Genomic DNA, 16,654 nt, shown 5'->3' with positions numbered 1-16,654 from the left:
TTTTGCCCGTAGGTCATAGATATCTCCCACGACTTGGCGAGCCAGGGCACGATCTTTGTCGGCTCGCCATAGCTCTGGTCTGTTAGCGAATCGACAAGCTGACAAACGTCAACCGATCCATACCCGTGATTGCTTTGCTGCGGATCGATGCAATCCGCCTGACTCGGACTGTCGCACCATCTCCGCTACGCACTGGCCAGAGCGATCGCGATACCCTGTCCGACACCGATGCACATCGTGGCCAGGGCCAGTCGTGCTTTTCGGGACCGCAACTCAAGCGCGGCAGTGCCGGTGATGCGAATGCCCGACATCCCAAGCGGGTGCCCGAGCGCGATCGCTCCGCCGTTCGGGTTCACATGCTCCGCGTCCTCGGGGATACCGAGTTCGCGGAGCACGGCGATGCTTTGGGAGGCAAATGCTTCATTCAGCTCGATGATGTCGAAGTCCGAAGGCGCGATGCCGAGGCGCGCGCCAAGCTTGCGTGTCGCCGGAGCCGGGCCGATCCCCATGATCCGTGGGGCAACCCCGGCCGTCGCGACGCCCAGAATCCGGGCGATCGGTGTGAGCCCGAATGCCTTCACGGAAGCTTCGGACGCGATGATCAGCGCTGCCGCTCCGTCGTTCACGCCAGAAGCGTTGCCCGCGGTGACGGTGCCGCCTTCCTTTTTGAACGGCGCTGGAAGCTTGGCGAGCGACTCGGTTGTCGTTCCGGCGCGTGGATGTTCGTCGCGATCGACCATGATCGCATCGCCTTTGCGCTGGGGCACAGTCACCGGCGTGATCTCCAGCGCCAGCCGGCCATTTTCCTGAGCGGCGGCGGTCCTGGCCTGGCTGCGTGCGGCGAAGCTATCCTGATCGGCGCGGCTGACCTTGAAGGCTTCCGCAACGTTTTCACCCGTCTCCGGCATCGAATCGACGCCGTACTGCTTCTTCATCAATGGATTGACGAAGCGCCAACCGATCGTGGTGTCGTAAATCTCGGCGTTGCGCGAGAACGCCTCGCCCGCCTTCGGAAGCACGAACGGCGCGCGGCTCATGGATTCGACGCCACCGGCGATGATCAGGTCGGCTTCGCCGGCCTTGATGGCCCGTGCAGCGATGCCCACGGCGTCCATTCCAGAACCGCACAGGCGGTTGACGGTGCTGCCGGGGACTTCGATCGGCAGTCCAGCCAACAGCGATGACATGCGCGCGACATTGCGGTTGTCCTCGCCTGCCTGGTTGGCGCAGCCAAAGATGATCTCATCCACCGCGGACCAGTCCAGGCCTGGATTGCGGTGCCGCAGCGCTCGCAGCGGCACCGCGCCGAGATCGTCGGCCCGGACCGAGGACAGCGAACCGCCAAACCTGCCGATCGGGGTGCGGATGTAGTCGCAGATGAAGGCCTCGGTCATTCAGAGCTCCGGTGCCGCCAAGGATTTGATTTCGCCATCGACCTTAAGCTCTGCGCCGGTCAGCGCCTGCAATTCATCGAAGCTCATCGCAAGCAGCTTCTCGCGCAGCACGAAACGACAATCGATGATGTCTATGACCGCAAGGCTCGTGTAGACCCTCGTCACGCAGCGCACGCCGGTCAGGGGAAGGCTGCAGGCTTTCACCAGTTTCGGACGACCGTCCTTGGTGACGTGATCGGTGATGACGGCCACGCGTTTTGCTCCGTGCACCAGATCCATGGCACCACCGACCGCTGGTATGCCCTTGGGTCCTGTGCTCCAGTTCGCAAGGTCACCGGTCTCGGCCACCTCGTAGGCGCCGAGAATGGCAACGTCGAGATGTTCGCCACGCACCATCGCGAAGCTGTCGGCATGGTGGAAGAACGAAGCGCCCGGATTGAGCGTGACCGCCTTCTTGCCCGCATTGATCAGATCCCAGTCCTCGTCGCCTGCCGCCGGGGCTTCGCCAAAATTGAGGATGCCGTTTTCGGTGTGGAAGATCGCCCGGCGCCCATGCGGCTGAAAGCTCGCCACCATCTCGGGAAAGCCTATGCCGAGGTTCACATAAGCGCCGTCCTCAATGTCCTGCGCGGCGCGCCATGCAATCTGCGCGTTGGTCAGCTTGACTGTCATGCGTATGCGACCCCTTGGCGGATAAGCGTCTCTTCCTGCATCGGGTTCGAGACCTCGATCACCTGGTCCACGAAGATCCCGGGCGTCACGACCAGCTCAGGATCAATCGCACCGGGCTGGACGATCCGGCGCGCCTGAACGACGGTCGTGCGTGCGGCCATCGCCATCAGCGGCGAGAAGTTGCGTGCCGCCTTCCTGTAGGTGAGGTTACCATGAGGGTCGGCAAGTTCCGCCTTGATGAGGGCCACATCCGCCTTCAGCCAACGTTCCTGCACATAGTGGCGCCCCTCGAACTCGGCCACAGGCTTGCCGGCCGCGAGGTCGGTCCCGTAGCTCGTCGGCGTGTAGAAAGCCGGGATGCCCGCGCCACCGGCGCGGATTCGTTCGGCCAGGGTCCCCTGTGGAACCAGTTCGAGCGCGATTTTCCCGGCGAGGTACCGCTCGGTGAATGCCCGCGGATCGGACGAGCGCGGGAACGAGCAGATCATCTTGGCGACCATGCCATTGTCGATCATGGCGGCAATGCCGATCCGTCCGTTCCCTGCATTGTTGTTGACGATCGTAAGGTTTTTCGGGGCGCCGGTAGCGCGAAAATGGTCAATCAGGGCGTGGATCAGCTCTATCGGAGCACCTGCGCCGCCGAAGCCGCCGATCATGACGGTCATGCCGTCTTGGACGACTGCCACTGCTTCCGCGAGGCTCGCGATTGTCTTGTCCACGTAACCTGCCTTTCCCGGCACCAAGATGGATTTCGCCGCCACACGTATCGGCAGACGAGATCTTTCGGCAAGCCGGCTTGTGCGATATCATTCGTTTGTTGACATATCGCACAAGGTGAATGGATGCCCATTTCCGAACGAGACACGATGGGTGGCTTGGCCAAGGGGTTGTCCGTCATAGAGACGTTCACGGTGGAACGGCCACGGCAGTCGATCACGGACGTCGCGAATGCGTCCGGTCTCGACAGGGCGACAGCCAGACGCTGTCTCCTTACGCTTTCCCATCTCGGCTACGCCGACTACGACGGAAAGTTCTTCACGCTCACTCCGCGCGTGTTGAGGCTCGGGACAGCCTGTCTGGCAACCATGCCGCTGCCGCATCTGGTGCAGCCTTTGCTGGATGACCTTTCGGAGCGGCTCGGCGAAAGCTCGTCCGTCTCGATTCTGGACGGCACCGACGTCGTTTACGTCGCGCGCGCGGCGCAGCGAAAGGTGATGTCGATCGCGCTGATGCCCGGCTCGCGGCTTCCGGCATACTGCACTTCCATGGGGCGCGTGCTCCTGGCAGCCATGCCTCCGGAACGCGCTGCACATCTTCTATCTTCCCATGCCCTGCCGGCGCGGACTGCTCACACCTTGACTGACCCCGACACCATCCTTGCGGAGTTGGGGCGGGTGCGGACGCAAGGGTTCGCGTTGATCGATCAGGAGGTCGAGCTCGGATTGCGCTCGATCGCCGTGCCGTTGATGACCGTGCGCGGGACGGTGATCGCAGCCGTGAACGTTGGCGTTGCGGCGACACAAGTGGGTGTCGGCAATCTCGTTGCGCTCTACCTGAAGCCGTTGCGTGCACTCCAAGCTGAACTGCGGGCAGTGCTGCGTTAGGGCGCTGCCATGGAGGGAATTAGCGTCCAAGTCGCTCGAGATAGGAGAGCATGTTCCCACCCATGAGCTTGTCGATGGAAGATCAAGGTCGCGGATCGGAGGGTGGGAGCCGGACATTCGCCGCCGTCGAGACGGAGATCGCGAAACTACATTCTCGGTTCAAAGCGCGACGTTTCTTCGCGCAAGTGACCGGCCGCTCACGCACCGCCCTGTCGCTGATCCGCTGCGGCATTCTTTGCGGCCATAGCCGATCCGTTGTAGGCGTGCATCTGCGCCAGCTTCGCCATGCGCTGGGCGGCCTCCGCGAGCGCTGCGCAATGCTGCTTGAAGTTTTGCTCTATGATCTGACCGTAGGGTCCCGTAAGTCCCACCGCGTATATCACCTCACCGCTCGTCGGCCTTATCGGAAATGCGATCGAGCCAAGGCCCGGAACATGCTCGGCCAGGTCCATGGCGTAACCCTGCTCCCGAACCTCGGCCAATTCCCTGGTCAACTCCGCGATCTTCGTTTTCGTCCGATCGGTATAGCTGCGCAGCTCCGTCGCCAGGATCCTCTTCACGGTCTCCTGCGGATGAAACGCAAGGATCGCCTTGGCCGAAGCGGTCGCATTTACAGGCATGGCCATGCCCGGCATGACATAGGTCCGGACCGGAGTGTCGGGCGCGACGCAGGTGACCGAGCGCACTTCGATACCGTCGAACTTCGACAGGAACGCCGACTGGCCGGTGCGGTCGGCCAAATCCTGAAGCGGTCGCTGCGCGAGCGTCGTCAGCCAGCCGCTATCCGGAGACATCTGTAGCAGCTGCAACAGGCGATCGCCGAGACGGTATGTCCGATTGCGAACGCTCTCGGCGGTGATCATCCCGCTTTCGATCAAGGCGTGCAGCAGCCTGTTGATCGTGGTTTTGGGCAGTCCAAGCGTCGTTTCGAGTTCGATCGCCGTCAGGCCATGCTCGAACGGCGCGACCGTCTCCATGATCGAGATGTAGCGCTCGAGGGGGCTGTCCTTGGCGCCCGGCTTCTTCGACTTCGTATTCAAGGGCACCTACGCCGATCTGACAATTGCAACTGCAAGAAGGTTATCGTTCAAAACAGACATGAGGGGCAAGGTCGGTCCCTTGTTATTCCGCCGCGCCTTGAGCCCGGGGTCTCCGTAGAATAGCCGAACGGCCGCACGCCCTCGATCAATCGGGCTCCGTTAGTACCCGAATCCGGAAATGTCCTCGCAAATTCCGAAATTCGGTATTATCCCCATTTTATGGTCCCCTCGATTGACTCGCAAGCCAAATCCTGATTATCGGACTAAATACCGATTTTCGGAGGAACTTGAAATGGCTGAACTCCCGCGTGTGACCTACTCGAACATCGGAGTGGATTTTTCCCCGGTTCACGCTCACCTCGACGCAATGATCCCGGATTTCGAGAAGAACACACTGGGTCGCGAGTGGTCGACGCCGTTTGCGACTGGCGCTCGGAAAGAGATCCTGAGCCCGATCGACAAGAAGATCTCTCTCGGCAAGTTCCCGGCTTCAACCCCGTCAGACGTCAAGTCGGCGATCCAGGCTGCCCGAGCCGGCGCGAAGGCCTGGAACCGTTCGACGCTGGACGATCGCCTTGCATTCGGCGCCCGCTGGCGAGAGGCGCTGGCGGAGCGGAAGTATGACCTTGGTTTGGCGGCGCTATACGAGATCGGAAAGTCCCGCCTCGAGGCAGTCGGCGAAGCCGAGGAATGCCTCGACATGGTCGAGTACTACGCATCGGAGATGAAGGCGAACAACGGGTTCGTCCGGCCGATGAACATGTTGGTCGAAAACGAGACCGCTACCAGCGTCATGAAGCCCTATGGCGTCTTCGCGGTCATCGCTCCTTTCAACTTTCCGCTCGCCTTGTCGATCGGCATGGTCTCGGGTGCGCTGTTGACAGGCAATGCGGTGGTCTACAAGCCGTCGCCGGGTTGCGCGCTGACCGGACTGCTGATTGCCGAAACGCTTCGCAAGGCGGGATTGCCCGAAGGTGTTTTCAACATCGTGCTTGGCGATGGAGAGGTGGGGCGCCTTCTTGCCACCGACAACGGCATCGACGGCGTTGCATTCACGGGCTCCCATAAGACCGGCATGAGCATCTTCCGTCATATGGCAACGCTGCCCCACATGAAGCCCGTCATCGCCGAAATGGGTGGCAAGAACCCTGCCTACGTGACCAGCAAGGCCGATCTCGACCGTGCGGCGCAGGGAGTGGCGCGCTCCGCTTTTGGCCTGCAAGGCCAGAAGTGCTCCGCATGCTCGGTCGTGTATGTCGACGAGAAGGTCAAGGCGGAATTCATCGAGAAGCTGGTAGCATTCGCCGCAAAGCTGGTGGTCGGAGATCCTCGCAAGGCCGAGACCTTTATGGGCCCTGTCTATGGCGACGCCACAGTCGCCCTTTTCCAGGCCGCACTGTCGGAAGTCGAGGGCAAAGGCAAGGTGCATTTTGGGGGCGCCGCCCTGGGCCAGGGCTTTGCGGACAACTACGTCCTGCCGACGGTCGTCGAACTTGATGGTCCGGGCCGGCTGACCCGCGACGAACTCTTCATGCCTTTCGTGGTCGTCCGCGGTTTCGATAGTCTCGATGCCGCGATCGAAGAGGGCAACGACATCGCCTACGGACTATCCGCCGGCATGTTTACCAACGACCAGGAAGAGTTGCGTCACTTCCTCGACACCGCCGAAGCAGGGGTTCTCTACGCCAACCGTGCGAGCGGCGCGACGACGGGTGCATGGCCAGGCGCGCAGCCATTCTGCGGCTGGAAGGGCACCGGGGTCAGCGGCAAGGGCGGTCTCGGCTCGTGGTTCCTGCCACAGTACCTGCGCGAGCAGAGCCACACGATCATGACCAGGTGATCGAAAGAGGTCGCGCTCTTCGCCGCGGCCATCCAAGGCTGTCTCCTTCATCGGTTTACAAGATTATGCGCCACTATCCAGATTCAATGTCGAAATCCCGCGAGATGTTCGAACGGGCCCGCAAGGTCATGCCGGGAGGCAACACCCGGACAACGGTCTTCATCGACCCGTTTCCGATCTATGCCCAGCGCGGCGAGGGCTGCCGCGTCTGGGACGTCGATGGAAACGTCTACTACGACTGCATCAACAATTTCACGGCCATGATCCATGGCTACGGCCATCCCGCCGTCACGGCGGCGGTGGTGGACCAGATGCCCCGGGGATCGGCTTTCGGAGCGCCCACCGAGAGCGAACTTGATCTTGCTGAACTGCTGGTGGAGCGCCTCCCGTCGGTCGAGCAGGTTCGCTTCGCCAACTCCGGCACGGAAGGCGTCATGATGGCGATCAAGGCGGCTCGGGCGTTCACTGAGCGGCCGAAGATCGTCAAGATCGAAGGTGCCTACCATGGCTCCTACGACTTCGCGGAAGTCAGCCTGGACAGCTCGCCCGCCAACTGGGGCGACATGCCTGCCTCGACGGCATACGCGAAAGGCACGCCGAAGGGAGTTCTCGACGACGTCATCGCGGTGCCGTTCAACGATACGGAGGCGCTGCGTGCCGTCTTCGACGCGCATGGAGACTCGATAGCGGGTGTTCTGATCGACCCGATGCCGAACCGCGCCGGACTTATTCCCGCGCGGAAGGATTATCTCGACGCGATGGTCGAGATCGCTCATGCCGCCGGCTCGCTGGTGATCTTCGACGAGGTGATCTCGCTCCGCCTTGGCTATTCGGGGGCGCAGGGCCTGTGGAGCATCACGCCCGATCTGACGGCTCTCGGCAAGATCATCGGCGGAGGGTTCCCGGTCGGCGCCGTCGGCGGCCGCGCCGACGTGATGGCGGTGTTCGATCCAACGCGAGGCAAGCCTGCATTGCCGCATGGCGGCACCTTCACCGCGAACCCGGTGACGATGCGAGCCGGTCTGGCGGCGATGCGCGCGTTGACCCCGGCCAGCTTCGCGCATCTGGACGCTATCGGCAGCCTGCTTCGCGACGGCATCACGGCCTCGCTTGCTCGCCACGGCCTCAACGGGCAGTGCGTCGGTCTCGGCTCGCTCTTCAAAGTCCATTTCACGGCGTTGCCGATCACGGACTATCGGTCGGTCTATCCGGGTGCGTCCGAACGCACGAAGCTCGACCTGTTCCACAAGGGTCTGCTCGACCGCGGCGTGCTTTCGGCGAGTTACGGACTCTTCGCGCTTTCCACCTCGATGACCGAGGAAGACGCACGCGAAATCCTTTCCGCAATCGACGGCGCCCTCGCGGCAATCGCGGCGAAGCAATGACGTAGCGCGTCCGGCGCCGGATCCATCCGGCACGGGACGACGCAGCAACAGATGGAAGTCACATGACAGCTTCTCCTCACGTCGTCGTCATCGGTGCAGGCACCCTCGGCATGTGCTCTGCGCACGCGCTCGCGGAACAGGGCGCTCGCGTCACCGTCATCGACGCACAATCCATTGCGTCAGGATCCAGCGGCCGCTCGGTCGGCGTCGTTGGCACACAGCTGACGGATTCGTTCGAGATCCAGCTGCGCATGCAATCCGTGCAGCGCATCCGTCGATGGCAGGAGCGCCTCGGTCTCGGCTTCAACCCTATCGGCTATCTGCGTCTGGCGCGCACCTCCGAGCAGATGGAACTGTTCGCCCGCTCGGTGGAGATCCAGCGCGATGCCGGCTTCAGGTCCAGGGTCTACCAGGCGAACGAGCTCCAGCAGCTCGTGCCGCACTTGAGTTCAGATGGGCTCGAAGGCGGCATCTTCGGGCCGGACGACGGCTTCCTCGATCCCCACGAAATGTGCACGTTGCTGGCGCAAGAGGTGAAGAAGCTCGGCTCCGAGGTTTTCCAGTTCCGCAAGCTGCTTGGTGTCGCGCGGACATCCGGTGGCTATCGGTTGGACACCAGCAAGGGTCCGATCGGCTGCGACTTCGTCGTGAACGCGGCAGGCGCCTGGGCGCCACGCGTTGCCGAGATGCTTGGACAGACGCTTCACATCCACCCCGAGCGCCACGAGGCGCTGACAATCCACCTGGACGCGCCGCTCCCCTACACAATGCCGATGGTCATGGATCTGGTGAACGGGCAGGGCACCGGACTCAACTTTCGGCACGAGAAAGCGAGCGAGCTCATCGCCGAGATACACAAGGTAAGTTCGCCCTCGCCCGAGGATCCGGACAATTACAACGAGCAGTGCGAGGAAGGGTCCAAGGTCATGCTGGCCGAGATGCTGATCGAGCGCGTGCCTGATCTGCCGGGCGCCCGGCTCGGCCGGGGCTGGGCAGGCCTCTACCCTGTCACCGCCGACCACCGTCCCCATGTCGGACCAGTCGATCAGTCCGAGCCCGGTCTGATCACCGCGGCCGGTGCGGGCGGCTACGGGATCCAGCTCGCGCCGGTGATAGGCCTGATCGTCGCGGACTGGGTGCTCAAGGGCTCTCCCGCATCGATCCCAGGCACCGAGAGTCTCGCTCCAACTCCGGAAAGAAACGTCCCCGCCGTACATACTGCGGCGGCTTGACCAGTAGGACACCGGCGTTAGCGCAAGGACAAAGAAGCCATGCCCGAGGCAGAAAACATCGTCCGCATCAAGAACATCAACGTGATCTATGGCGGCCATCACGCCGTGAAAAACGTCTCGCTCGACATTACGCGCGGCGAGGTCGTGGCGATCGTCGGACCCAGCGGCGCGGGGAAGAGCACGCTGCTGCGTGCGATCAACATGCTCGAACAGCCGTCATCCGGTACCCTCGAAGTGGGCGCCATCCGGTTTTCGGTCGACCGCAATCTGTCCGCCGGAGAGCTGTTGAGGCTCCGACGTTCCACCGGGATGGTTTTCCAGTCCTTCAACCTGTTTCCGCACATGACCGTGCAGCGCAACATTTCGCTGCCGCAGATGCGGGTTCTGGGGCGCACCAGGGAGCAGGCGGACGCGCGCACCGCCCAATTGCTCGAACGCGTACACCTTACGGACAAGGCGCACTCCTACCCGGCGCGCCTGTCGGGTGGCCAGCAGCAGCGTATCGCGATCGCACGCGCCCTGGCTCTTGACCCCAAGGTGATGCTCTTCGACGAACCCACGAGCGCCCTGGATCCCGAACTCGGGCTTGAGGTGTTGGCCGTGATGCGCGAGCTCGCCCAGGAAGGCATGACAATGATCATCGTCACGCACGAGATCGCCTTTGCCGCAGACGTCGCCGACCGCGTGATCGTCATGGCCAATGGAGAGATCATCGAGCAGGGTCCGCCTGATGCCGTGATCCGCAACCCGTCGTCGCCGCGCACGCGGCAGTTCTTCCGTGCCGTGGTCGATCGCAGATGATCGACCTGCTGGTTTCACTGCTCAGAGGCGTTCCGGGCACGCTGCTGGTGACCTTCGGCGCTTTCGCAGTCGGGGCCATCGCAGCCGTGCCGCTGGTGCTGATGCGACGTTCCCGGTGGCTCCTTCTAAGCATGCCGGCGCGCATATACATCGACGTTGTCCGGGGAATCCCGCCGATCGTCTGGCTGTTCATTATCTTCTTCGGATTGGGCAGCGGAGTGATCGTTCTCAGTTCCTATCAGGCTGCCATCCTGGGTATGGGGCTGGTATCAACGGCCTATCTCGCTGAAATCTACAGGGGTGGCTTCCTGGCCCTCTCGAAGGGCCAGCGGGAGGCGTCCACGGCGCTCGGTATGACGCGCCTGGATACGCTGCGCTACATCCTGGCGCCGCAGGTCCTGCGCGTCTCGGTTCCGCCCATGGCGACCTTTCTTGTCAGCCTGCTCAAAGACACGACCGTGGCCTCCACGATCGGTGTCCGCGACGTGATGATGTACGCATCGCAGCAGGCTCAAGGCGGAGGCGGCAGCTTCATGCCGTTCATTTTCGCGGCGCTTCTCTACATCGCGCTGTCGATACCCGTTGTCGTGTTGGCACGCGCCGTGGACGAGCGGCTGCGCTCAAGGGGGCAAGCGAAATGAGCGAGATGCTGGCCAACTGGCTGGACTGGTCCCCCCAGCTTTTCCAAGGAGTTCTTGTCAGTCTCCAGTTGGCGGGCCTGGCGCTGCTGTTCGGATTGCCTATCGGTCTCGTTCTTGCGCTTGCCTCCTCCTCTGGAAACAGGCTCGTCCGCTATTTCGCGGTGGTACTGGTCGAGATCGGGCGCGGCGCGCCTGCACTCGTCGTCCTGCAGATGGTCTACTATGGATTGCCTGCTTCCGGGATGACCGTAAGTGCCTTCACCTCTGGCGTGATTGCGTTGGCGCTAACGACAGGCGCCTACACCAGCGAGATCCTTCGGGCCGGTCTGAACGCGGTTCCGCATTGTGAGATCGAGGCGGGCCTGGCGCTCGGCATGACCCGCCGGGACATCCTGCGCTTCGTGGTGGTCCCCCAGGGAATCCTGTTCGCAATACCCGCGCTGATGGGCTTTGCCATTCTCATCTTCCAGGCGACGGCCCTTACATACACGATCGCCATCCCCGAACTTCTGGCGCGCGCCTATCGCGTGGGTGCGGCCACCTACCTCTACCTCGATGTCCTGATCCTGGCGGGCCTGTTCTACCTCGCCATCACCGTCCCGTTCGGGTGGCTGGTCTCGTACACCGAACGTAGGCTGGGCAGCCATCTCGGCTGACCTGCAATCAAAAACCATCAATGTCAGAGGAGAGCAAAGTGAAAAATTGGAGTAAGATCATCTCGGCCGCAGCCATTGCCACGGCCTTGGGTGCCAGCGTCGCGTCCGCACAGGATTGCAAGCCGCAGCATGCTTTCGAAACCGTGTCGGCGGGCAAACTCACCGTCGCGCTCACCAACACCGCTCCGTATTCGCTCGAAAAAGACGGCGGCATCGCGGGTATCGACGGCGATCTCGTGAAGCGTTTTGCCAAGGAGAACTGCCTGGAGATCGCTTATGAGATCTTCACATATCCAGGCGCGGTTTCCGCAGTTCAGTCGCGGCGCGCGGACATCGCGCTTGGCGGCTTCTATCGTACCGCCGCCCGCGCGAAGGTCGTCGCTCTGTCCACGCCGGTCTATCTCGACCAACTGTCCGTCACCTCGACCAACGGCATTGATACCGTCGACGGTCTGCTGGGCAAGAAGGTCGGCACCGTGGAAGGATATCTGTGGGTCCAGGACATGGAGAAGCTCTACGAAGGCTCCAAGACCTATCCATCGTCGCTGAACCTCGCTCAGGACCTTCATGCCGGTCGTATTGAGGCGGCGCTCGACGGCTTCGGCTCCGCTGTCATTCAGAACGAAGGGCAGAACTACAAGGTGCATGTCCTGAAGCCGGATCCGCGCATCGATGCGACCATGAACCCGTCGCAGACCGCCTTCCTGCTGGACAAGAGCAATGAGGGCTTCGTTAAGGCGGTCGACGCTTCGCTCGATGTCTACCGCAAGAACGGCGCTATCGCCGAAGCGCTCAAGGCTTACGGGCTGGATCCGTCGGCCGCAGATGTCGGTGAAGCCCGCGTCATCGAGTAAGCCGCTGGCATGAAGGGCCGCCTGCCTGCCCCCGCTTCTAGGAAGAAAACCGGATGCGGCGGGCGGCCTGTACGTTTGCCGCGCGGCTGCGATCCGCGAGCAGAATTCCGTAGTGCACCCCGAGTCTGAGACACGAAAAGGGTAACAGTCCTTCACTAAGGAGAGCTGATGAGGAAAGGAGACCCGTGGTGCAGTACAGCGCACCACAGATCCCTCCGGTCACATAAGGTTACAGCGAGGAACGGTACCGGTTCAGGCTCGTTAGCCCTGCATCCAATCCAATCATGGAGAAAAACGATGCAGGATATTTCCGGCAAGCGCGTCGCCATCCTTGCGACGAATGGTTTTGAACAGTCCGAGCTTGAGGTACCGCTGAACAAGCTGCGCCAGGCCGGCGCCGAGGTCGAAATCGTGTCGCTCGAAAGCGGCAAGATCAAGGGCTGGGACCACAAGGATTGGGGCCGCGAAATTCCGGTCGACAAGACCTTGGACGAGGCCCGCGCCGATGCCTACGATGCGATCGTTCTGCCCGGCGGCGTCATCAATCCCGACCTCTTGCGGGTCGAGCGCAAGGCGCTGGATTTCATCAGTTCGTTCTGGTCGGCCAACAAGGTCGTCGGCGCGATCTGCCATGCGCCCTGGCTTCTGGTCGAGACCGGGATCATCAAAGCCCGCCGCGTCACATCCTACAAGTCGATCAAGACCGACGTGATCAATGCCGGCGGCCTGTGGCAAGACAGCGAGGTCGTCACCGACCAGGGGCTGGTCACCAGTCGCAATCCCGGCGATCTCGAGGCCTTCTGCGACAAGCTCACGGAGGAGATCAGGGAAGGGCGGCACGACAGGCGGGCCGCGGCTTAGCACCGAACCTTGTTCCCCAGCCGCGCCGCGAAGGATCTCGGCGTGGGTTGTTCAGGCGCTCTTCGCCCCCTCCGCCTTGCGCAGCGACGCCTGATGCACCAGCGACGTCCAGCTGTTGGTCGAAGCAAGGTGGCAGTAGAGCAGGCTGAGCGCGCCTGACTTTCTCAGGTCGAGGAAGGCCTCGTCGCTCAATCTGTTGAAGGCAGCCTCGTCTATCACCTGGAAATCGGTGAGGTTCAGCACCTCGCCTCCTTCCAGCGTCACCTTGCTCTGGCGCGGCGCGAACAGGGCATGCGCGTCGATCTTGTCGACCATCTCGCGGGTCTCCCTGAAGTCGATCTGGAACTGGTTGCAGAAGGCGAGCGCCTGCTTCGTCGCCTCGGTCGCTTCGTTACCGCTGAAGAACGGCAGCACCTTGTCGTCGCGGAACGGCGCCAGCAGCTGGTCGATGACGCGCTCGCTCGCCCGGTCGACGCACAGCGTCAGCCGGCCGGGCTGCTTGGGATCGTCGGCGAGAATGAAGGGATAGCGGCGGACATAGGCGGGGATGTAGTGCGGCCCGGCCCAGTTGCCGTCGGCGTCGACGAACAGGTTCTCGTCCTGGCGCAGGCCGGTGATGATGACGGGCGCCTTGGCGGTGCCGATGAAAACGATCGGGTAGGAGCGCATCGCCGCCGGCATTTCCGAGGCCACCACCGGGATGGCATGCGCCGAGCGGGCGAAGGAGAAATCGCTGCGCGCCGTCAGGCCGAGTGAACCGTGCCGCGCCGGATTGAGCGCCTCGGGCCTGGAATAGAACAGCGGCAAGGCCTCGCCCGCCGTTTCCGTCTTCGCACCGCTGTCAGCCATGTGTCCGTTTTCCTCCTCGCGCCGGCCAACCAGGCCGGCCCGTCCAGCATTGAATTCCCAAAGCGGGGTCTGTTCTTGTCGCGCCGGCCTTGCTTCGAAGCAATCCTGCGCAGGGACAAAGTACTACAGCGTCGCCGGCGCGCATAAAAGGACACGCGCTGCTGTATTTTGGCGTTTGCGCCCTAATCGCCTTGCGGGACGCCCGCAACCATGCCGGCCCTGGAGCGGTTCACCGTTTCGCGGAAACGGCGAGCCGCGCTATCTCTTTGTTTTTGCGCAATTCCCCAGGGAAAGCGCTGCGCGCTTTTCCCGGGAAGACCGTACACACTTTTCCTGGAATGGCTCTATGGACAGCTTGCCGCGAAGCGGCGACAGTGGCCTCGCATGGCAAAATCCGGGAGCCGTAGCGGTCTTGCGTCCGGAAATTGCGAGGATATGAGGAACCGGAGCGGGTCTGCCCTTGGCCGCCCGCTCAGCAAGCGCTTTGAGGCGGGGTGGCATGGCGTCGGCATCGGATTTCGAACAGGCGGTCGGACAGGCATTCACCGTCGAGGCCGGCGGCAGGCAGATCGCGCTCGAATTGAGCGCGGTCAACCGCATCGCTTCCAGCCCGCGCCCGGGGGGCGGCTTTTCGCTGCTGTTCAAGGGCCCGCGCGAAACCGCGCTGCCGCAGGCGACTTACCGCTTCGCCGGCAGTGGCGCGACCCACGATATCTTCATCGTGCCCGTGGCCGCCGACGCTACGGGGCGGCTGTATGAGGCGGTGTTCAATTAGAGTTTGGAAGCAGGCGTGAGCGCAGCAGCGGTGCGATTTGTGAGACGCTGGCGCGAAGGATCGATACCGAACAAGCACCGCCGAATTGTGCGACGACCGGAACAGGATTCTCGGCCCGGGAATGACGAAGCGGATGGCGTCCCCGTTCACCCACTGTCTGCGCCACCCCGCGGCGGCGCGCACGCCATCAGATCATAGACGCCCTTGTCCTCGATCACCGCGAAGCCGAGCTCGAGATAGAGCCGCCTGGCCGGATTGTTCTTCTCGACATGGATCGATGCCGATTTGCCCGATGACCATGCCTCGTCGATGAGGTCGCGCAGCAGGGCGGCGCCGTGGCCCTTGCGGCGATGGGCCGGCAGCAAGGCGATATCGATGATGCGGTGCTGACTCGGCCAGCGCTCGATGTAGAGGCGGCCCATGGGCTGTCCGGCCCGCTCCACCACCAGCCAGTCGGCCTCGGGATAATGCTTGCGGTAATGCGCGTGCTGCGCCTGGAATTGCATGTCGAGGAAGGCGGCTTTCTGCGCCTCGTTCCAGTCCGTCACGGCGAGCTCTTCCATGCGCGTCGAGGCGTAGAGCCGCGCCAGGAACGGCATGTCGGCCTCCGCGGCGGGGCGGAAAGCGAGGCCGGCCTGCCGCGACCGCGGCCAGGCCGGGAGCCGCTGCGCCTGTTTCGCTTCTGTCACGCTGCCTGACGTCACACCGGCGGCGTCAGGTCGCGCACCACGGTAATCTGCTTGAGGTTGCTGGTGGCCAGCGCCGTCCAGGTCCACTCCCATTCCGAACTGTCCATGGCCATCTGATTGATGGTCCACAGACCATTCGTGCCGTCGTTCTGGATCATCATCGAGAACAAGGCAAGACGGCCATCGGCATTGTAGTCGAGCGACAGGCGGGTGTTGGCGCCGGAGGCGTTGAAATCGCGCCATCCCGACCAGTTCTGGGTGGCGGCGTCGTATTGGGCGTTGAAGGAGTGAACATGCTGCTGGTCGGAGGCGACCAGCAGCATGTCGCCGTCGCCCTGGATGCCGGCGCAGAGCGTATATTTGGGAACCCTGCTGTAGCCGGGCGTCGCCCAGGCCGTCCAGGTGTCGGAGCCTGCCGGCAATTGCTTGGTGTGCAGGACCTGGCCCTGCTGCGTCATGGCAAACAGATTGGTGCCGCCCAGCGGACCGATGATAGGCGCCATTTCCGTGAAGGGGTAGCCGGCGTCGATCTGCACCCATGGCGTCCAGTCGGCGACCGTCAGCGCCTGGGCCTTGGCCTGCTGGCAACGGTAGAGGTTGAGCCCGGAATTGATGCCGAACAGGGTGATGCGGCCGTCAGCCTGGCGCAATGCGGTGATCGCCACAAGCTGGCCTGTGAGCTGAATCCAGGCGCTCCACGGCTGGGCAGGCGGCCTGAGCTCGTCGACGGTGACGACGATCGGTGTCGTCGTGCCGGGCGGCGTGATGGTCTTCTGCACCTGCACGATCACATCCGGGTTCTGGTAGATCCACCAGACGCGGCCCAGATTGTCGGTGAGGAAGATCTCGATGCGGCCATCGGCATCGCGCGCCATGGAAAGCTTCTGGTAGCTGAAGGCGCCGGGCGGCGCGCCGATGCCGACCGGCGCGGTCCACTTGTCGATCGGGCCGATCTGGTTGGCGTCCTCGGTGATGAAGGACAGGCTGGTGGTGCCCGAAGGCTGCGCGACCACGGCGACGCGACCATCCTTGGTGAGACCCGCGGTCATGATCACCCAGGCGCCGGGCGCGATGACAGACCAGGCCGACGGCCATGGTCCGTTCGGCGATGTCTGTGCCTTCTGGATCAATTGTCCCTTGGCCGAATCGATGCCGACGACCATCAGCCGCGACAATTCGAAAAACGACGCTCCGGCGGGCATGTGCTGGTAGGCCGGCGCAGTACCGGGTCGCCGCGAGCGAGCGCTCTCGCGGGCCTTGGAGGCGGTCCTTGGCACTGCTGCCGGCGTCTTGGCCGTGGGGGCCTTCGATTTTGGTTCTGCTGTCTTGGCCATGATATTGGTCCTGCCCTGTTGGCGGGG

Annotated in this window: 17 protein-coding genes; 10 read left to right on the top strand and 7 right to left on the bottom strand. The window is 63.0% G+C overall.

The window, feature by feature from the left end:
• Positions 1-185: 185 nt before the first annotated feature.
• From pcaF to LB545_RS02980, 3 genes are read right to left on the bottom strand one after another with little or no spacing between them, the layout of a single operon-like run.
• A complete protein-coding gene (gene pcaF, locus LB545_RS02990; RefSeq protein ID WP_140559186.1) occupies positions 186-1,394 on the bottom strand; it encodes a 3-oxoadipyl-CoA thiolase in 1,209 nt (402 codons plus the stop codon).
• Complete coding sequence (locus LB545_RS02985) at positions 1,395-2,066, bottom strand: 3-oxoacid CoA-transferase subunit B (protein WP_140559187.1); 672 nt, start codon at positions 2,064-2,066, stop codon at positions 1,395-1,397. It lies immediately after the preceding gene.
• A complete protein-coding gene (locus LB545_RS02980) occupies positions 2,063-2,785 on the bottom strand; it encodes a 3-oxoacid CoA-transferase subunit A (RefSeq protein WP_140559188.1) in 723 nt (240 codons plus the stop codon). Before LB545_RS02980 ends, LB545_RS02985 begins: the two co-directional genes overlap by 4 nt.
• A 123-nt stretch (positions 2,786-2,908) precedes the next feature.
• Between LB545_RS02980 and LB545_RS02975 the strand changes: the two genes are divergently transcribed.
• Positions 2,909-3,670, top strand: coding sequence for an IclR family transcriptional regulator C-terminal domain-containing protein (locus LB545_RS02975; protein ID WP_224704397.1), 762 nt, complete (start codon positions 2,909-2,911; stop codon positions 3,668-3,670).
• A 197-nt stretch (positions 3,671-3,867) separates the two neighbouring features.
• Here LB545_RS02975 and LB545_RS02970 read toward each other — a convergent pair whose 3' ends face one another.
• Positions 3,868-4,710, bottom strand: coding sequence for an IclR family transcriptional regulator (locus tag LB545_RS02970; RefSeq protein ID WP_224704395.1), 843 nt, complete (start codon positions 4,708-4,710; stop codon positions 3,868-3,870).
• Between the two features lie 292 nt (positions 4,711-5,002).
• On the opposite strand from LB545_RS02970, the gene LB545_RS02965 reads away from it, so the two are divergent.
• The 8 genes from LB545_RS02965 (at position 5,003) to LB545_RS02930 (ending at position 12,980) form a co-directional block, all read left to right on the top strand.
• Entirely contained in the window at positions 5,003-6,550 is a 1,548-nt protein-coding gene (locus LB545_RS02965) for an aldehyde dehydrogenase family protein (RefSeq protein WP_224704393.1), read from the top strand.
• Positions 6,551-6,636: 86 nt separating this feature from the next.
• The gene (locus tag LB545_RS02960) at positions 6,637-7,935 is read left to right on the top strand and encodes an aspartate aminotransferase family protein (protein WP_224618152.1); all 1,299 of its coding nucleotides are present in this window, start codon (positions 6,637-6,639) and stop codon (positions 7,933-7,935) included.
• Between the two features lie 62 nt (positions 7,936-7,997).
• Positions 7,998-9,167: an NAD(P)/FAD-dependent oxidoreductase gene (locus tag LB545_RS02955; protein ID WP_140514070.1), complete on the top strand. Its 1,170-nt coding sequence runs from the start codon at positions 7,998-8,000 to the stop codon at positions 9,165-9,167.
• A gap of 39 nt (positions 9,168-9,206) precedes the next feature.
• Entirely contained in the window at positions 9,207-9,968 is a 762-nt protein-coding gene (locus LB545_RS02950) for an amino acid ABC transporter ATP-binding protein (RefSeq protein ID WP_263483292.1), read from the top strand.
• Positions 9,965-10,609, top strand: coding sequence for an amino acid ABC transporter permease (locus LB545_RS02945; RefSeq protein ID WP_224704391.1), 645 nt, complete (start codon positions 9,965-9,967; stop codon positions 10,607-10,609). The genes LB545_RS02950 and LB545_RS02945 overlap by 4 nt, the downstream gene beginning before the upstream one ends.
• Entirely contained in the window at positions 10,606-11,265 is a 660-nt protein-coding gene (locus LB545_RS02940; RefSeq protein ID WP_140492032.1) for an amino acid ABC transporter permease, read from the top strand. The genes LB545_RS02945 and LB545_RS02940 overlap by 4 nt, the downstream gene beginning before the upstream one ends.
• 38 nt (positions 11,266-11,303) lie before the next feature.
• Positions 11,304-12,119: a substrate-binding periplasmic protein gene (locus LB545_RS02935; protein ID WP_181165194.1), complete on the top strand. Its 816-nt coding sequence runs from the start codon at positions 11,304-11,306 to the stop codon at positions 12,117-12,119.
• Positions 12,120-12,416: 297 nt separating this feature from the next.
• Positions 12,417-12,980, top strand: coding sequence for a type 1 glutamine amidotransferase domain-containing protein (locus tag LB545_RS02930; RefSeq protein ID WP_224704389.1), 564 nt, complete (start codon positions 12,417-12,419; stop codon positions 12,978-12,980).
• Positions 12,981-13,031: 51 nt separating this feature from the next.
• Here the strand turns inward: LB545_RS02930 and LB545_RS02925 are convergent, their stop codons facing one another.
• Positions 13,032-13,829, bottom strand: coding sequence for a SapC family protein (locus LB545_RS02925; protein WP_140563890.1), 798 nt, complete (start codon positions 13,827-13,829; stop codon positions 13,032-13,034).
• 499 nt (positions 13,830-14,328) lie between these two features.
• Between LB545_RS02925 and LB545_RS02920 the strand changes: the two genes are divergently transcribed.
• On the top strand, positions 14,329-14,604 hold the full coding sequence (locus tag LB545_RS02920; RefSeq protein WP_140492044.1) for a DUF6916 family protein: 276 nt from the start codon (positions 14,329-14,331) through the stop codon (positions 14,602-14,604).
• Positions 14,605-14,750: 146 nt separating this feature from the next.
• Here LB545_RS02920 and LB545_RS02915 read toward each other — a convergent pair whose 3' ends face one another.
• Together LB545_RS02915 and LB545_RS02910 are read right to left on the bottom strand one after the other, a co-directional pair.
• Positions 14,751-15,293 (bottom strand): GNAT family N-acetyltransferase, encoded by a 543-nt coding sequence (locus tag LB545_RS02915; protein ID WP_224646171.1) that lies wholly within the window; start codon positions 15,291-15,293, stop codon positions 14,751-14,753.
• A gap of 11 nt (positions 15,294-15,304) precedes the next feature.
• Complete coding sequence (locus LB545_RS02910; RefSeq protein ID WP_224704387.1) at positions 15,305-16,627, bottom strand: hypothetical protein; 1,323 nt, start codon at positions 16,625-16,627, stop codon at positions 15,305-15,307.
• Positions 16,628-16,654 lie beyond the last annotated feature (27 nt).

This window comes from Mesorhizobium sp. BR1-1-6, assembly GCF_020165355.1.
GTDB lineage: Bacteria > Pseudomonadota > Alphaproteobacteria > Rhizobiales > Rhizobiaceae > Mesorhizobium.
The sequence above is the reverse complement of the archived record's forward strand: the minus strand, read 5'-3'. Positions and strand labels throughout refer to the sequence as shown.